Origin of the sequence: Novosphingobium sp., from assembly GCF_027486195.1 — a bacterium.
In the GTDB taxonomy this organism is placed as follows: Bacteria; Pseudomonadota; Alphaproteobacteria; order Sphingomonadales; family Sphingomonadaceae; genus Novosphingobium.
This window is the reverse complement of sequence record NZ_JAIXPP010000033.1, coordinates 111355-126556: the sequence shown is the minus strand read 5'-3', so window position 1 is coordinate 126556 and position 15202 is coordinate 111355. Positions and strand designations below refer to the sequence as shown.

General features: G+C 68.4%; 18 protein-coding genes. 17 read left to right on the top strand and 1 reads right to left on the bottom strand.

The window, feature by feature from the left end:
- Position 1: 1 nt before the first annotated feature.
- The 17 genes from fliF to Q0071_RS07185 all read left to right on the top strand — a co-directional run bounded on the left by fliF (position 2) and on the right by Q0071_RS07185 (position 14062).
- The gene (gene fliF / locus Q0071_RS07265; protein WP_298166802.1) at positions 2-1717 is read left to right on the top strand and encodes a flagellar basal-body MS-ring/collar protein FliF; all 1716 of its coding nucleotides are present in this window, start codon (positions 2-4) and stop codon (positions 1715-1717) included.
- On the top strand, positions 1714-2742 hold the full coding sequence (gene fliG, locus Q0071_RS07260) for a flagellar motor switch protein FliG (RefSeq protein WP_298166800.1): 1029 nt from the start codon (positions 1714-1716) through the stop codon (positions 2740-2742). Before fliF ends, fliG begins: the two co-directional genes overlap by 4 nt.
- Positions 2735-3352: a FliH/SctL family protein gene (locus Q0071_RS07255; RefSeq protein ID WP_298166799.1), complete on the top strand. Its 618-nt coding sequence runs from the start codon at positions 2735-2737 to the stop codon at positions 3350-3352. Before fliG ends, Q0071_RS07255 begins: the two co-directional genes overlap by 8 nt.
- Positions 3346-4668: a FliI/YscN family ATPase gene (locus Q0071_RS07250; protein WP_298166797.1), complete on the top strand. Its 1323-nt coding sequence runs from the start codon at positions 3346-3348 to the stop codon at positions 4666-4668. The genes Q0071_RS07255 and Q0071_RS07250 overlap by 7 nt, the downstream gene beginning before the upstream one ends.
- Positions 4665-5099: a hypothetical protein gene (locus Q0071_RS07245; protein WP_298166795.1), complete on the top strand. Its 435-nt coding sequence runs from the start codon at positions 4665-4667 to the stop codon at positions 5097-5099. Before Q0071_RS07250 ends, Q0071_RS07245 begins: the two co-directional genes overlap by 4 nt.
- A 41-nt stretch (positions 5100-5140) precedes the next feature.
- Positions 5141-6484 (top strand): hypothetical protein, encoded by a 1344-nt coding sequence (locus tag Q0071_RS07240; RefSeq protein ID WP_298166793.1) that lies wholly within the window; start codon positions 5141-5143, stop codon positions 6482-6484.
- Between the two features lie 30 nt (positions 6485-6514).
- Positions 6515-7120 carry a flagellar basal body-associated FliL family protein gene (locus tag Q0071_RS07235; protein ID WP_298166791.1) on the top strand — a complete coding sequence of 202 codons (606 nt, stop codon included), beginning with the start codon at positions 6515-6517 and terminating at the stop codon, positions 7118-7120.
- A gap of 15 nt (positions 7121-7135) precedes the next feature.
- Positions 7136-8020 carry a FliM/FliN family flagellar motor switch protein gene (locus Q0071_RS07230; RefSeq protein WP_298166790.1) on the top strand — a complete coding sequence of 295 codons (885 nt, stop codon included), beginning with the start codon at positions 7136-7138 and terminating at the stop codon, positions 8018-8020.
- 27 nt (positions 8021-8047) lie between these two features.
- Positions 8048-8308, top strand: coding sequence for a flagellar motor switch protein FliN (gene fliN / locus Q0071_RS07225; protein WP_298166788.1), 261 nt, complete (start codon positions 8048-8050; stop codon positions 8306-8308).
- On the top strand, positions 8308-8577 hold the full coding sequence (locus Q0071_RS07220; protein ID WP_298166786.1) for a flagellar biosynthetic protein FliO: 270 nt from the start codon (positions 8308-8310) through the stop codon (positions 8575-8577). The genes fliN and Q0071_RS07220 overlap by 1 nt, the downstream gene beginning before the upstream one ends.
- A gap of 52 nt (positions 8578-8629) precedes the next feature.
- The gene (gene fliP / locus Q0071_RS07215) at positions 8630-9382 is read left to right on the top strand and encodes a flagellar type III secretion system pore protein FliP (RefSeq protein ID WP_298166934.1); all 753 of its coding nucleotides are present in this window, start codon (positions 8630-8632) and stop codon (positions 9380-9382) included.
- On the top strand, positions 9382-9654 hold the full coding sequence (gene fliQ / locus Q0071_RS07210) for a flagellar biosynthesis protein FliQ (protein WP_067907138.1): 273 nt from the start codon (positions 9382-9384) through the stop codon (positions 9652-9654). The genes fliP and fliQ overlap by 1 nt, the downstream gene beginning before the upstream one ends.
- A gap of 141 nt (positions 9655-9795) precedes the next feature.
- Entirely contained in the window at positions 9796-10587 is a 792-nt protein-coding gene (fliR, locus tag Q0071_RS07205; protein ID WP_298166783.1) for a flagellar biosynthetic protein FliR, read from the top strand.
- Entirely contained in the window at positions 10580-11713 is a 1134-nt protein-coding gene (locus tag Q0071_RS07200) for a flagellar biosynthesis protein FlhB (protein ID WP_298166781.1), read from the top strand. Before fliR ends, Q0071_RS07200 begins: the two co-directional genes overlap by 8 nt.
- A 30-nt stretch (positions 11714-11743) precedes the next feature.
- On the top strand, positions 11744-13183 hold the full coding sequence (fliD, locus tag Q0071_RS07195) for a flagellar filament capping protein FliD (protein WP_298166779.1): 1440 nt from the start codon (positions 11744-11746) through the stop codon (positions 13181-13183).
- Entirely contained in the window at positions 13183-13560 is a 378-nt protein-coding gene (locus tag Q0071_RS07190; RefSeq protein ID WP_298166777.1) for a flagellar protein FliS, read from the top strand. Before fliD ends, Q0071_RS07190 begins: the two co-directional genes overlap by 1 nt.
- 139 nt (positions 13561-13699) lie before the next feature.
- Positions 13700-14062, top strand: coding sequence for a hypothetical protein (locus tag Q0071_RS07185; protein WP_298166775.1), 363 nt, complete (start codon positions 13700-13702; stop codon positions 14060-14062).
- Positions 14063-14104: 42 nt separating this feature from the next.
- On the opposite strand, the gene Q0071_RS07180 is transcribed toward Q0071_RS07185, so the two are convergent.
- Positions 14105-14974, bottom strand: a complete 870-nt coding sequence (locus Q0071_RS07180) for a B12-binding domain-containing protein (protein WP_298166773.1) — start codon at positions 14972-14974, stop codon at positions 14105-14107.
- Positions 14975-15202: the final 228 nt, after the last annotated feature.

The window sequence follows — 15202 nt, the reverse complement described above, 5'->3', positions numbered from 1 at the left end:
GATGGCCGATCCAACCGCACCCAGTCTCTCGCTCTTCGCCCCGCTGACCGATCCGGCAGGCGGCGGCATGCTCGCGCGCACCGGCGCGTTCCTTGGTCAGCCGCCGATGCGCCGCGCGCTGCCATGGTTTGCGGGCGTCTCTGCCGCCGGCCTCACCGCGCTGCTCTACATGACCATGGCCCCCGCGCCGCAGCGCATCCTCTATAGCGATCTCAACGACAGTGAACGCGCTCAAGTCGTCGCCGCGCTCGACAAGGCCTCGATCGCCTACACTATCGACAACGCCACCGGCGCGGTCACCGTGGGCGAGAACGACCTGTACAAGGCACGCATGGTCGCTGCCTCCGATGGCGCGCTCGCCACGCCCGAGACCGGCGCGCAGATGCTCGACAAATTGCCGATGGGCGCGAGCCGCACGCTGGAGGGCGAACGCCTCCTCGCCGCACGCGAACGCGAGCTTGAACTCACGGTGATGCAGATCGACGGCGTGGAGGCCGTCCGCGTCCACCTCGCCGAACCGGAAAAGTCCGTTTTCGTCCGTGATAACGCCGCCCCCACCGCCTCGGTCATGGTCAAGCTCGCGCGCGGACGCCAACTGGCCGACAGCCAGGTCAGCGCCATCGTCAATCTCGTCGCAGGCTCGGTGCCTTCCCTGTCCGTTGATGCGGTCAAGGTAATCGACCAGCACGGCCGCCTGCTCTCCTCGGCCAAGCCCGGCGAGACCGACCGGCTCGATCTGCAATCGCGCATGGAAGAAAAGCTGCGCAGCCAGGTTTCGCAGCTGCTCACGCCGATGCTCGGCGAAGGCAACTTCTCCAGCGAGATCCAGGTCGATCTCGATATGGACCAGCTCACATCCGCGCGCGAAAGCTATGACAAGCAAGGCGTGGTCCGCTCCGAAACGCAGTCCGCCTCACAAGGCGCGGGCGTGGGCACTGCAGTTGGAGTCCCCGGCGTCCTTTCCAACACCCCGCCGCCCCCCACCACCGCCCAGCCCGGCGCGCCCGGTGCCACGCCCACCCCGGGCGCGAGCCCCACGCCTGCTCCCTCACCGTCCGCCACCGGCGAAAGCTCCTCCGCGCGCACTTACGAACTCGGCCGCGAAGTCGCCGTCACCAATCAGACGCCCGGCAAGATCAAGCGGCTTTCCGTCGCCGTCGCGCTTTCGGGCGCGATCATGGCCAAGGCCAAGCCCGCCGAGATCGACCAGATCAAGCAACTCGTCGCCGCCGCCGTCGGTGCCGATACCGCGCGCGGCGATCAGGTCGCGGTCGTGGTGCGCAATTTCAGCCCTGTCGCCGTCACCCCGCCCGCCTTCTGGGAAACCCCGTGGTTCGCGATGATCGTGCGCAATGCCGTGGCGCTCATCGCCGTGCTGCTCACCCTGCTGCTCGGCGTGCGCCCGCTGATCAAGGCGCTGAAGCGCGATCCCGCGCCCGTCATCGTCAAGGATAACGCAGACTCCGCCGGCACCAGCGAAGGCGAGGAAAGCGAGGCCCTCGAAGAGGGCGACAACGCCGAGAGCCCCGCCCGCCGCCGCCGCAAGAAGATCCAGCGGATCGAGCCGATCGTCGATCCCGAGACCGGCGAAATCGATCCCGATGCGCTCAGCCGTCAGGTCGGCGTCGCCCAGCGCATCGTGGTCCAGCAACCCGAAAACGCGCTCAACGCGCTGCGCCAGTTGCTCAACGAACCCGCACCCGAGGGAATGGAATGACCACCGAGGCCCAGGCCCAGACCGGCGGCGAAATCAGCGGCCCTACCCGCGCTGCCGTCATGATGATGCTGCTCGACGATGATCATGCCGCCGCACTGCTTGCCCAGCTCGAACCCGCCGAGCTGCGCCTGCTCGGCGCGAAGATGTGCGAGATCGGCGAGATCGACGCCGATGCGATCACGCAGGCCCTGCAGAGCTTTGTCGACAATGCTGCGCAGGTCACCATCGGGGCCAACGACCGTGTTGGTCAGGTGCGCCAGCTGATGACGCATGCGGTGGGCGACGTCAAAGCCGACAACCTCATGCAGCGCATCGCCCCCGATGCGCCGCGCCCCGGCTCCAGCCTCGAACTCGCGCGCTGGCTCACTCCGCATGCGCTCGTTCCGCTGGTGCAGGGCGAACATCCGCAGGCGCTCGCGGTGCTCCTCGTCCAGCTCGATCCGGATGTCGCCGCCGGCGTGCTCCATGCCCTCCCCGAAGCGCTCCAGCCTCAGGTAGTCCAGCGCATCGCCACACTGGGCCCCGTCGCGCCCGAGGCCATCGCCATGCTCGAAGACCTCCTCGCGCAGCGCATCACCGAATGCCACGGCAGCGCCGCGCTCACCATGGGCGGCCCGCGCGAAGCGGCGGACATCATCAACGCTTCGGCCCGCACGGTCGAGAAGCGGGTCATGCCCGAGATCGCGCGGGCGGACAAACAGCTCGCCAAGGCCATCGAGAACGAGATGTTCAAGTTCGAGCACCTCTTCGTGCTCGACGACAAGTCGATGGGTTCGCTGCTCCGCGAAGTCGATTCCGATACGCTCATCGCCGCGCTCAAGGGCATCGGTGCCGAACAACGCGAGTGCTTCTTCCGCGCCATGTCGAGCCGCGCTGCCGAAGGCGTGCGTGATGAGATCGATGCGCGCGGCCGCATGAAGATGGCCGAAGTGGTCGAGGCGCAGAAGGCCGTGGTCACCGCCGCCCGCCGCCTTGCCGCCGAAGGCACGATCGTGTTCGGCGCGGGCGACGACGACTATGTCTGAGGCCGCCCCAGGCACGATGGTCCGCGCGCTCTCGCTCGCCGAACTCGGAGGCGGGAGCACCGGCTTCCTGCGCCGCAATAAATGGGGACAGTCCCCCATTTTTGCCGAGCCATCCGAACCGCCCCCGCCCGAGCCCGAGGAAGATCCCGAAACGCGCGCTTTTGCCGCGGGGTATGCACAAGGCGCCGCCGATGCCGAAGCCGCCTTCACCGAAGCGCTCGCCGCGCAGGATGCCGCCCGCGCCAAGCTCGAGATCGCCTTTGGCCGCCTCGATGCAGACCTCACGCGCGAGCTCGAATCGCGCCTGCGCGATACGGTCCTCGCGCTCTGCGCCCCGTTGCTGGGTGAGTATGCCGCCGATGCCGATGCCCTCGCCGCCCGCGTCACGGTCGCTGCCGGCATGCTCGCCCGCGCGGCAGACGAGCGCGTGATCCGCCTCCACCCCGAAGACCTCGCGCTGCTCGCCGCGCGCCTCCCCGAAGACTGGCACTTCGAACCTGACCCCGCCCTCGAACGCGGCGCGCTGCGCATCGAGGGCAGCGCGGGCGGCGTCGAGGACGGCCCCGGCACATGGCAGCGCGCCCTCAGCGATGCGCTTTCCTCATGCTAAGCACCATAGTCCCCCTCCTCGCCCGCTGCGAGGAAGCCCAGCCCGATTTCGCCCCGCGCCGCTACGGCCTCGTCACTGCTTGCGATGGGGGCCTGCTCGAAGTCAGCGGCCTTTCGCTCCCCATCGGCGCGCAATGCCGCATCGCGCATGGTGCCGGCTCGCTGCTGGCCGAAACGATCGGTTTTCGCGCCGGACGCATGCTGATGATGCTGCTCGGCGATACGGTCCTCCTGCGCCCCGGCGCGCGTGTGCGCCCCGAAGGCCGCCCTGGCATGCTCCCCGTCGGCGAAGCCTTCCTCGGCCGCGCGGTGGATGGCGAGGGCCTCCCCATCGACGGCGGCCCGCCCATCGCCGCCCGCGCCGAATGGCCTTCGGGCGGCGTGCGCACCAGCGCATTGGACCGCGCCCCCGTGCGCGACCCCTTCGATGTCGGCGTGCGCGCGCTCAACGCGCTCACCACCTTCGGCGTCGGCCAGCGCATCGGCGTCATGGCGGGCTCGGGCGTCGGCAAATCCGTCCTGCTCGACATGATCGCCCACGGCACCGAAGCTGAAATCGTCATCGTCGGCCTGATCGGCGAGCGCGCGCGCGAAGTCAGTGATTTCGTCGAGAAGCACATGTCCGGCCCCCGCCGCGCCCGCAGCGTGGTTGTCGCCGTGCCCGCCGATCATGCGCCCAACTTGCGCATTCGCGGCGCCATGCTCGCCACCTCGATGGCCGAATACTTCCGCGCCGCCGGGCATCAGGTCCTGCTCATCATGGATAGCCTCACCCGCGTCGCCCACGCCGGCCGCGAGATCGCGCTGCTGCTCGGCGAACCCGGCGCCGCGCGCGGCTACCCGCCCTCCGCGCTCGCCACGATCACCAAGCTGGTCGAGCGCGCAGGCAATTCGGCGGCCAGCGGCGGCTCGGTCACCGGCCTCTACACCGTGCTGGCAGATGGCGACAATCAGGACGACCCCGTCGTCGATACCGCCCGCGCGATTCTGGACGGTCACGTCGTGCTCTCGCGCGATCTGGCGCAGCGCGGCCAGTATCCTGCGATCGACATCGCCGCGAGCCTGAGCCGCGTGATGAACGATATCGTCGATCCCTTGCACCAGGCCGATGCCCGCGCCTTCCGCGCGCTGATTGCCAACTATGAGGCGAACCGCGATCTCGTGCTCATGGGCGCCTACCGCGCCGGGGCCGATCCGCAGCTCGACCGCGCCATCGCCATGCACGGCGCGTTAACCCAGTTCCTCAGCCAGCCCCAGCGCGAGGTCGTCCCCATGGACCGCAGCGTGGCTGAACTTGCCGAACTGATGGCCGCGTGAGCAGCGCCGACCGCGCCAAGCTCAAGCGCCTGCGCCGGCTCGAACGCCTGCGCGGCATCGCCCGCCAGACTGCGCTCGGCGAAGCTGCCCGCGCCGAAAGCGCCCTCGCACAAGTCGCCAGTCTCGAAGCGCGCACCGCCGCGCTGATCAAGGCCTATCGCCTGCGCAGCGATGCGCGCGATGGCGGCGAACTGCGGCAGACGCGGCAATTCGTCGCTGGCCTCACCCGCATCGCCGATGCCACTGCAGCCGATCTCGTCCGCGCGCGCGAGGCCGCCGATGCCCGCGCCGCCGAAGCCGCCGAAGCCGAACGCCGCCGCGCTGCGGTGGACGACCGGATCGAGGCCGCGCAGCAGCGCATGGCCCGCAAGGCTGCGGAAAATGCGCATCCCTCAGCACCGTCCGGTCCGCTTGGCACGCCTCTTGAATAGCAGCCGTTAACCAAGCCTCTCGCCAAGGACCGCCGCCCGCCATGACCGCGCCCGCCTCCGCCCTGCCTTCCAGCGTCGCAGCAGCAGTCCCCACCCAGGGGGCCGCTCTGGCTGCAGCAGCATCCGGCGCGCAGGGCGCCGAAACGCCCGGCTTTGCGGCGCTCCTTGCGCGCGAAGTGCCTGCTTCCGCCGATCCGCAGCTCACCGCTTCGCTGACCCTCACCGCTCCTGTCCAGGCCACCGCATTGCCAACCGAGGTGGCCATCACGCCGGATACCCCGGCAGAACCCGGCAAGACCTTGCCGCCCGCCCGGCAAAAGCTTGCAGCATCGCCTCTCGCGTTCACGCTTGTCGCCGCGGATGTCCTCAGCGCAGCCAAGCCCGCCGCAAGCGAAGCACCAGAGCCTGCGGAGAAGACCGCCAGCGACCAGCCCCAGACTGTAACCACCACACTCGTCCTCGCGCTGACCGGCGCGGCGCTCCCCCAATCCGCTCCAGCCGCTGCTCACGCCGCCGCGCCAGCATCGACCAAGCCCGCTGAAACCGGCGTTCCAGCACAGGGCCTCACTCCAGCCACCCCCCGTTCCGCCGATGCCGCAGCGGCTCCGGCTCCCGCCGCGCAAACCACCCACCCAGCGGCCTTCGCTGTCGCCAGCCTCGTGTTCGAAAGCGAAGCACCAGCCGTCCCCGCGCCGCAGCAGCCCGCCACCCCGGATCAAGCCGCGCCCGAAACCGGCACGCAGAACGCCGCCCGCGCGCAGCCCTCGACGCTCGCTGCGCTGACCGGCACCCCCACGCCTGATCGCCCCGCCGCGCGCAAGCTCCGCGCCGAGGCCGAGCCCGCGCTCCCTGCCGCAAAGATCGCGGCCCTCCCGGCGCCTGAAACCGCCGCCGCGCTCGCGCAGGCCCAGCCCACGCTCGCGCCCGCCGCCACACTCGCGGCGCCAGCCGCCGCCGGAGCGCAGCCGATCAGCTTCGACCAGCTCGTCGATTCCATCGCCCGCGCGCGCGATGGTCTGGAGCCCGCTGGCCCCGTCGCTGTCGCCATGCAACACGCCGAATTCGGCCGTATCTCGCTGCGCATCGAGGGCGATGCCACCGGCCTCTCGGTCGCGCTGGCGAGCCCCGATCCCACCTTCGCCCCCGCCGTCGCCGCCGCGCATGCCGCTGCCACGGCAGAACCCGCGCGCGTGGCCTCCGCCCCCGAAACGTCTGGCCAGACCCTGACTCAGGGGCAGGGGCAGGGGCAAGCGCAGGGTCAGGGCCAGCCCGGCACCGGCCAGCAGCGCCAGAGCGCCTACACCTCCGCCTCCCAGCGCCCCGCCGCCAACCCGGCCCGCTCGCCCGCATCCGCTGACGAACGCCGCGGCGGCATCTTCGCCTGACCCCATTCAAGAGACCCGTAAGGACCACCGATGAGCGAGAAGAAGGACAAGGACGCCAAGCCCAAGAAGAAGGGCGGCGGCATGATGCTGAAGATCGGCGCTGCCGGCGCGCTGCTCGCGGTGGGCGGCGGCGGAGCCTATGGCCTCGTCGCCGCCGGGATCATCGGCGGCAGCGGGCACGAAACAGAGCATGAGGACAAGAATCCCAAGCTCATCAAGAAGGGCGAGGAAGACCCCTATGCCCCGGCCGCCAAGGAAGGCGAGCACGGCGGCGAAGGCGGCGGCGGCCACGAAGTCGATGGCGAGGGCGGCAGCGAGTACCGCACCGCCTATTTCAGCTTCACCGATGATTTCACGTCGAACATGAAGGATTCGGACATGCTGGTGCAGGTCAGCATCGCCTGCTCCACTCACCGCGATTACCGCGTGATCCTCTGGCTGCAAAAGCACGAGCTCGCGATCCGCTCGGCCCTGCTCACCGCAATCGCCGATACGCCGGGCGCGGACGTCCAGTCCGCCGAGGGCAAGACGCACCTGCAGAAGCGCCTCGTCGCCACGATCAACAAGGTGCTCACCGATACCGAAGGCTTCGGCGGAGTGGATGCCGTCTACTTCAAGACCTTCATCGTCCAGTAACGCCGGCCCGCTGCCATGAAACCGCAACGCCCTCTCGTCGCCCAGCGGCCGCTTGCCCGGCACAGCGAGGCGCTGCTTCGCCCGGCCCCCGCCGCGGCCGAGCTGCTGCCCGTGCTGGCACGCGCGGGTGAGAGCCTTGCGCGCAAGTTGCGCCTCGCGCTCGCGCCGCTTCATGGCGGCGAGGCGGCCATGGTTGAGTGCAGCCCGCCGGCAGAGATGGCCGCAGGCGCGTTCGCACCGCCCGGACTGGTCGCGATCAGCCTCCTTGCCGCAGGCGCGACAGGCCACCCCCTGCTTTCGGCGATCGAGGGCGATACGGTCCTGCGCCTGCTCGACCGCGCGTTCGGCGGACCCGGCGAGGCACCCTCACCGCTCCCGCGCGAACTCCCGCTGTCTGCCGAACTCATGGTCCAGCGCATCGAAACGCTGATCGCCGCCCCGCTGGCCGCAGCGCTCGGGCTGGAAGGCGGCATCCGGCCATCGCGCCGCGCCGCCACTATGGCCGAGCTCGCCGTGCTGGCCGAGGTTACCCCGCTCGCCGTCCTCACCTTCGCGATCCGCGAAGGCGCGCGCCCGGCGTGGTCGCTGCGGCTCGGCTTTCCCATGGCCTCGCTCGCTGATCTCACCGGCGCTGCGCGCCCTGCCCCCGGCCCCGCGCGGGCTGGCGCCCCTGCCGATCCGCGCGATCCCCCCTTCGCGGACATGCCGCTCACCGTGCGCGCGGTGCTCGTCGATGTGCCGCTCCCGCTCGCAACGCTCTCCGCGCTCGAAATCGGGCAGGTCCTCGCCGTCCCCGTCGCCCGCAGCGTGCCCTTGCGCGTCGGCGAGGCGCTCGTCGGCCACGGCACCGTCGGCGAGGTGGACGACCGCGTCGCCCTTCAACTCACCCAGCTCGCCTGATCCGGCGACCCATCCCAGGATGCCCTCATGACCTTCCAGACCCGCGGCTTCGAATTCCTCAAGGATGTCGACGTGCGCCTCACCGTAGAACTTGGCCGCACCGAGATGAAGCTCAAGGACGTGCTCTCGCTCACCGAGGAAAGCGTCGTCATGCTCGACCGCCTCACCGACGAGCTGCTCGATGTCATGGTCAACGGCAAACTCATCGCGCGCGGCGAAGTGGTGGCGCAAGGCGAACGCTTCGGCCTCCGGATCGTCGAACTCGTCGGGCAGGAAGCGCAAGTCTGATGCTATGGTACCTCCTCAAGCTCGCCATCGTCCTGCCGCTGATCGCCGGGCTCGCCTGGGCCAGCCTCAGGTTCGCCCGCCGCATGGAAAAGCGCTTCAGCCCCACCGGCGGGCAGCGCAGCGTAAAGATCATCGAGACGCAGTGGCTCGGCCCCGGCCAGCGCATTGCCGTGCTCGAATTCCGGGGGCGCGAAATCCTCGTCTCGGCCTCGAAGCAAGGCCTCGTCCGGCTGGCCGAAGTGCCCGCGCGTGCAGCCGGCGAGGATTGATCCGGTGAAGCTCATCCACCTCGTGATCCCCGCCGCGCTGGCCGCGCTGGCCATGGCTCTCCCGGCACACGCCGCCGATCTTGCGGCAGCCGCGCCCACTGCCGCCCCCACTGGAACCGCCATCCCCGGCGCGCTCGATCGCGCGTTTGGCCAGATCGCAGACGCGCAGTCGAACGGCAGCCTCTCGCTCTCGCTCCAGCTGCTCCTCATCATGGGGCTGCTCACGATCCTGCCCAGCCTCCTGCTGATGATGACGAGCTTCACCCGCATCCTCGTCGTCCTCGCGATCCTGCGGCAGGCGCTCGGCCTCCAGCAGTCGCCACCCAATCAGGTGCTGATCGGCCTTTCGCTGTTCCTCTCGCTGTTCATCATGGCCCCCACGCTCGACAAGGTGAACGCGAACGCGATTGCGCCCTATTCCGCCGGCACCATCAACGCCGAGCAGGCCGTCACCGCCACCGGGACCGAATTCCACGCCTTCATGATCCGCCAGACGCGCGAGCACGATCTCCAGATGTTCGCCGCCATGGCCAAGGCCCCCAAGTTCGCGAAGACCGCCGACGTTCCCTTCTCGATCCTCCTCCCCGCCTTCGTGACGAGCGAACTCAAGACCGCATTCCAGATCGGCTTCATGCTGTTTCTGCCGTTCCTCGCGATCGATCTCGTCGTCTCGTCGGTGCTGATGAGCCTCGGCATGATGATGATGTCCCCCACCATCGTTTCCCTGCCGTTCAAGCTCCTGCTGTTCGTCCTCGTCGATGGCTGGGCGCTGCTCATGGGCAGCCTCGCGGCGAGTTTCGGCTGATGAACGATACCGCCGCCCTCCTCGCCCTGGCCGACCGCATGCTCTGGGTCACCGCGCTCGTCGCCGCCCCGGTGCTGCTCGCCAGCCTCGCCGTTGGCCTCGTGGTCGGCGTGGTGCAGGCCGCCACCTCGATCAACGAGCAGACGCTTACCTTCGTCCCCAAGCTCGCCGCCATCGCGCTCGTGCTGGTGCTGCTGGGCGGCGCGATGATGGGCCTCATCGGCGATTTCCTCGTCGAGATCTTCGCCCAGATCGCGCAGACGGGTAAATGAAGGCCGGGAAATGAGCCAACTTCACATCAGCCCTATCTGCAAAAGCCCCTCCCCGATGGGGAGGGGTTGGGGAGGGGTATCCCCCGCCAGCGCTGTCCCCCCTCCCCCAGCCCCTCCCCACTGGGGAGGGGGGGAAGCCACATGATCGCCCTCCACTTCGGTTTCGGCGCGCTGGAAGCGGAATTCTGGCGCATGATCTTCGTGATGACGCGCATCGGCGCCGCGCTCCTCGCCGCGCCGCTATTCGGCGCGAACTCCGTCCCCATGCAACTGCGCGTCAGCCTTGCCGGCGCCGTCGCGGTGCTGGTCTGCGCCTGGACCCCGGTCGCCGCGCCGCCCGCGCTGTTTACGCTCTCGGGCCTCCTCATCACCGCGCAGGAAATCCTCATCGGCCTCTCGCTCGGCTTCGTCCTGCAGTGGAGCTTCGCCGCCCCGCTCATCGCCGCCGAAATGATCGGCGGCTCGATGGGCCTCAGCATCGCCTCAACCGCCGATCCCGTCAGCGGCGCACAGTCTCCGGTGCTCGGCCAGTATTTCTCGGTGCTGCTCACCGTGCTGTTTCTCGGCCTCGGTGCGCATCTCACATGGTTTGCGCTGATCGTCGAAAGCTACAGCGCGTTTCCTCCCGGCTCTGTCTGGTTCACGCCTGATCGCATGATGCTCGTCACCAGCTTCGGCGCGCAGATGCTCACCGCCGCCATCGCCATCGCACTGCCCGTCACGCTGCTTCTGCTCCTCGTGCAGGTGATGACCGGAGTGATCAGCCGCTCGGCCCCCAGCCTCAATCTCTTTTCCTTGGGCCTGCCCGCAGGCGTCCTCGCCGGCATCGCCGCGCTGATCCTCACCGCCCCGCTGCTGACCGACCGCTTGGGCGACCTCTCGCTCGCCGCCGTCACCCAGGCCGCGCAGATCGTCAGCGCCAAGCATGGCTGAGGAAACACCGGGCGAAAAGACCTTCGCCCCCACCGAAAAGCGCCGCACCGACGCCGCCAAGAATGGCGACGTCCTGCGCCCGCGCGAACTCGGCATCGCGATCAGCGTGCTGGGCGGCGCGGCCTGGCTGCAATTCGCCGGGCCGTGGGTGCTCACCAGCCTCCAACGCATGGCGCGCATCGGCCTCGTGTGGGACCGCGCCAGCCTCGAACGGTTCGACGCTGCCCCGCTGATCCACGCCGCGCTGCTCACCGCGCTGCCCCCGGTGCTCACCCTCGGCGGCCTGCTCATGGCCGCCGCATTGATCTCGCAGCTCGGCCTTGGCGAGGGCCGCTGGGTCGGCGGCAACCTCGCGCCCAAGGCCTCCCGCCTCGATCCCATGAGCGGCCTCAAGCGCATGTTCGGCCCGCAAGGCTGGATCGAACTCGCCAAGGGCCTCGCAAAACTCGTGCTCCTCGGCGCGATCGCTTACGTCTGGATCAAGGGCCGCATCCCCGCCATCGTCGGCCTCGGCGGCGGCGAGCTGCGCGGCCAGCTCGCCTATAGCTGGGACACGCTCCTCGCCCTGCTCTACGCGCTCGGCGGCGGCCTCGTCGTCATCGCGCTCGTCGATTATCCCGTGCAGTGGCTGCGCCGCATGATGCGCCTCAGAATGTCGCTGCAAGACCTCAAGGACGAGAGCAAGGAAAGCGAAGGCTCGCCCGAACGCAAGGCCGCGATCCGCCAGCGCCAGCGCCAGATCGCGATGGGCGGCCTCGCTTCGGCGATGAAGGAAGCCCAGTTCGTCATCACCAACCCGACGCATTTCAGTGTCGCGCTTGCCTACGATCCGGAAAAGGCCCCTGCCCCCGTCGTGCTCGCCAAGGGGCGCGGTGAAAAGGCGCTCGCGATGCGCGAAATGGCCGCCGAAATGGCCGTCCCCACGCTGTCCTCCCCTGCGCTCGCCCGCTCGGTCTACTTCACCACGCGCGAGAACCAGATGATCCGCGAGGAGCTCTATGCCGCCATCGCCGCCGTGCTCGCTTTCGTGCTGGCGCTGAAGCGCGGCGACGCCCCGCCGCAGCCCGAGGTCGATGTCCCGCTCGAACTTCGTTTCGACGCCGAAGGCCGCCCCGAGGCGGCTTAACCGCGCGCCCTTTTCGCCGTTCTGGAAAGCATGGCTACCACCTCCGCCACTTCCTCGTCCTCGGCCACCGCCAACCTGGTGTCCACGCTCGGCGGGGGCGGCGGCATCAACGCGTCCCAGCTCGCCGAGCAGCTCGCCACCGCCCAATATGCCGCGCGGCTCGATCAGATCACCGCGAAGACGGACAAGATCTCCACCCAGATCTCGTCGGCCTCCACGCTCAAGAACATGATCACCAGCCTCGCCTCCTCGCTGGGCGACCGCGTGCGCACCGGCGATCTCGCCGCCACGCCGCAGATCGCAAACAGCACCGTCGCACAAGTCAGCAAGGGGGGCGCCACCGGGCGCGGCACCTCCACGCTCGAGGTCACCTCGCTCGCCAAGGCGCAGACCCTCGTCACGCCTCCGCTCGGGTCCAGCACCACCCCCGTCGGCGCGGGCACGCTCACCCTGCGCTTCGGCACCGTCAGCGGCGGCACCTTCACCGCAGATACGGCAAGCGCCGCGGTCGATATCACCATCCCCACCGGCGCCACGCTCGATACCGTTGCCGCCGCAATCAACGGCAGCGGTGCGGGCATCACCGCCTATGTCGCCACCGGCACCGGCGGCGCGCAGCTCGTGCTCAAGGGCGAGGACGGCGCCGCGAACGGCTTCGTCCTCGAAGCTACCGAAAGCCCGACCGAACCCGGCCTCGCAGCTCTTGCCTGGGCCCCTTCGGGCGATACCAGCCGCCTCAAGGCCGCCGCGACTGACGCTGCGTTCCTCCTCGATGGCGTCGCGCGCACGTCGAAAACCAACACCATCGCCGATGCTGCCCCCGGCCTCTCGCTGAAGCTCACCGGCGCCAACCCCGGCGCGCCCACCACGATCAGCTACAGCGATCCGGGCAGCGCCATCACCTCCGTGATGCAGGACCTCACCTCCGCGCTCAACGAGATGGTCGCCGAACTGAACAAGAATACCGCGCCCGAAACCGGCGCGCTCAGCAACGATCCCGGCGCGCGCGCCTTGCGCCGGCAGCTCACCACGCTGGCGAGCACGCAGGTCATGCCGGCCGATGCCAACGGCGCGCCTACCACACTCGCCGATCTCGGCCTCAAGACCAACCGCGACGGCACTTTCTCGCTCGATACCGATCGTCTCGCCGCCACGATGAAGCGCGACCCCGTCGGCACCGGCGCCATGTTCACCAACGGGCTCTACGGCGTCTACGCCACGTTCGACAAACTCGGCCGCACCGTCAGCTCCAGCAGTGATACGTTCTCGCTCGGCGGCTCGATCGCGCGGCTGACCAAGCTGCAGACCACGCTGGGTACGCAGAAAGCCGCGATGGAGACCAAGCAGGAAGATCTGCGCCAGCGCCTCGTCACACAATACGCCAAGCTCGATACGAGAATCAGCAACTCGAAATCGACGCTGTCGTTCCTGCAACAGCAGATCGACTCCTGGAATGGGAAGAGCAGCTGATGCTGATGCGCCGAGACCCCAGCGAAACCTACCGCCGCGTCGATTTCGATGCCCGCGTCAAGGGTGCCAGCTCGCTCCAGCTTGTCGCGCTGTGTCTCGAACAGGCCGCTGGCTCGCTCGGCCGCGCGATTTACGCGCAGGAGCATGGCGACAATTCTGCCAAGAGCGCCGCGCTCACCCGCGCCGTCGCCGCGATCACTGCGCTCGAACTCGGGGTCGATACCGCGAACCCCGTCAGCCAGCCACTGCTCCAGCTCTATCAGGCCGCGCGCCGCACCATACTCGACAATGCACTGCGCTTCGATGCCCGGCAGCTGGAAACGATCCGCACCGATCTCCTCGATATCCGCGAGGCGATGCTCGGCACCGCGAACTGAACGGAACACCGCCGAATTCACAACCAGCGGGTTCCCGATTGCCCCGACAAAGACAATCACCCAAGTTTATCTGCGGTCAGGACTGGAATTGCTCGTGATCGGTGCGATAACTGGGCGCGCAATCTGGTAGGATTTTAGAATGGCATGGACTGCAGCTTTGGCATCCGTTCCCTGGGCAAAGGTTCTGGAGCAGGCTCCAAGGCTTGCAAGGAGTGCATCAAGCCTGGTTCGATCCATCAGGGGGCCCCAGAACGCAAAGTCCCTTGTCACCACCGTTGATGGCAACGGCGATAGCGCGGCAAGACTCGCCCGGGTCGAGACCGGTGTTCTGAAGAATGAAGAGAACATTTCCCAGATCGCTGGGTTGATCGAGGAACTGACGGCATCGCACACTGCTGCGACACAGCGCGTGGCCATTCATCAGAAGTGGCTGATTGCGCTGACTATGCTTCTCGCAGCATCCAGTCTGCTCAACATTCTAGCGCTACTCGGAAGAAACTGAAGTCGGGCCGAACCGGCAGTTAAAAGCACCGCGAACTGAACCTTAGTTCGCGGTCTTCAGCGCCATTTCGTCAAACAGCTTCTGCGCCATCAGCACCGCCGCCGGCGCATTGATCGCCGTGCCGTCTGCGCCCACTTCCAGCGCCAGCGCGGGGTTGGCAGTGAACACCGGGCCGCCGACCATCACGCCGATCATCTGGTTGCGCGATTCCCGGCGGATCAGCCGGATCGTTTCTTCCAGCGCGGGGAGCGAGCGCTCCGAACCGACGGTCAGGCCCGCCACGGCATACCACTGCGCGCTCGCCGCTTTGGCGATTTCGGCGGCGCTACGGTCGAACGCGGATTCCACGTCCCAGCCCGCGCCTTCCAGAAACCGCCGGACCATGCTCGCACCGAACGAGTGCTGGTCCCCCGGAGTCATCGCCATCAGCACGGTGCGGCGCGTGTCGAGCCCCGGCAGCAGGTGCGATCCATTGAACATCGCGAGCAGCTTCTGCAGCCGCGCCACGCCCAGCGTCACGTCGATGAAATCGCACTCGTCCCGGTCCCACAGCTGGCCCAGATGGCGCGCTGCCGGCTCCAGCAATTCGAGGAACAGCGTATCCAGCAAAAGGCCGCGGTCGCGCAGCACCAGGATGTAGGAAACCGCCGCCTCCAGATCGCTCCCCAGCACGATATGCGCGAGGCCCGAGATATCCGAACTGCTGGGCGCCAGCGCCTCGACCACCAACTCAACTGGCGGTGCATCGGGCAGAACTTCGGTGTGGAGCCGCAGCAACTGCGGAATGATCCGCTCCGCCACAACCTCGGCCAGCCGCGCCTGCCGGATGGCAACGTCATCGCGGCGATAGACTTCGGGCGAGACGAAATGCGCCTCGAGCCTTTCAATTCCCCGCCGATCAATTGCCGGCATTGCAACCCTAGCCGCCCGTCCCATGGCGAAAATTCCCCCAACGCTCACAACCGCTTACGAGTCGTTAAGAGCTAAGACACCACATCCGCCCCACCCTGTCGAGGGCTGTTTCAGGCTATCCCCCGCCCTTAAGTGTCAGAGATTCTGTGCTTCGTCGCGTCGGGCGGGGCGGCGGGCCGCCTTAGGCACCGGAGTCCGCCCGATACCGGGCCTTTCGAAGGATGGAGG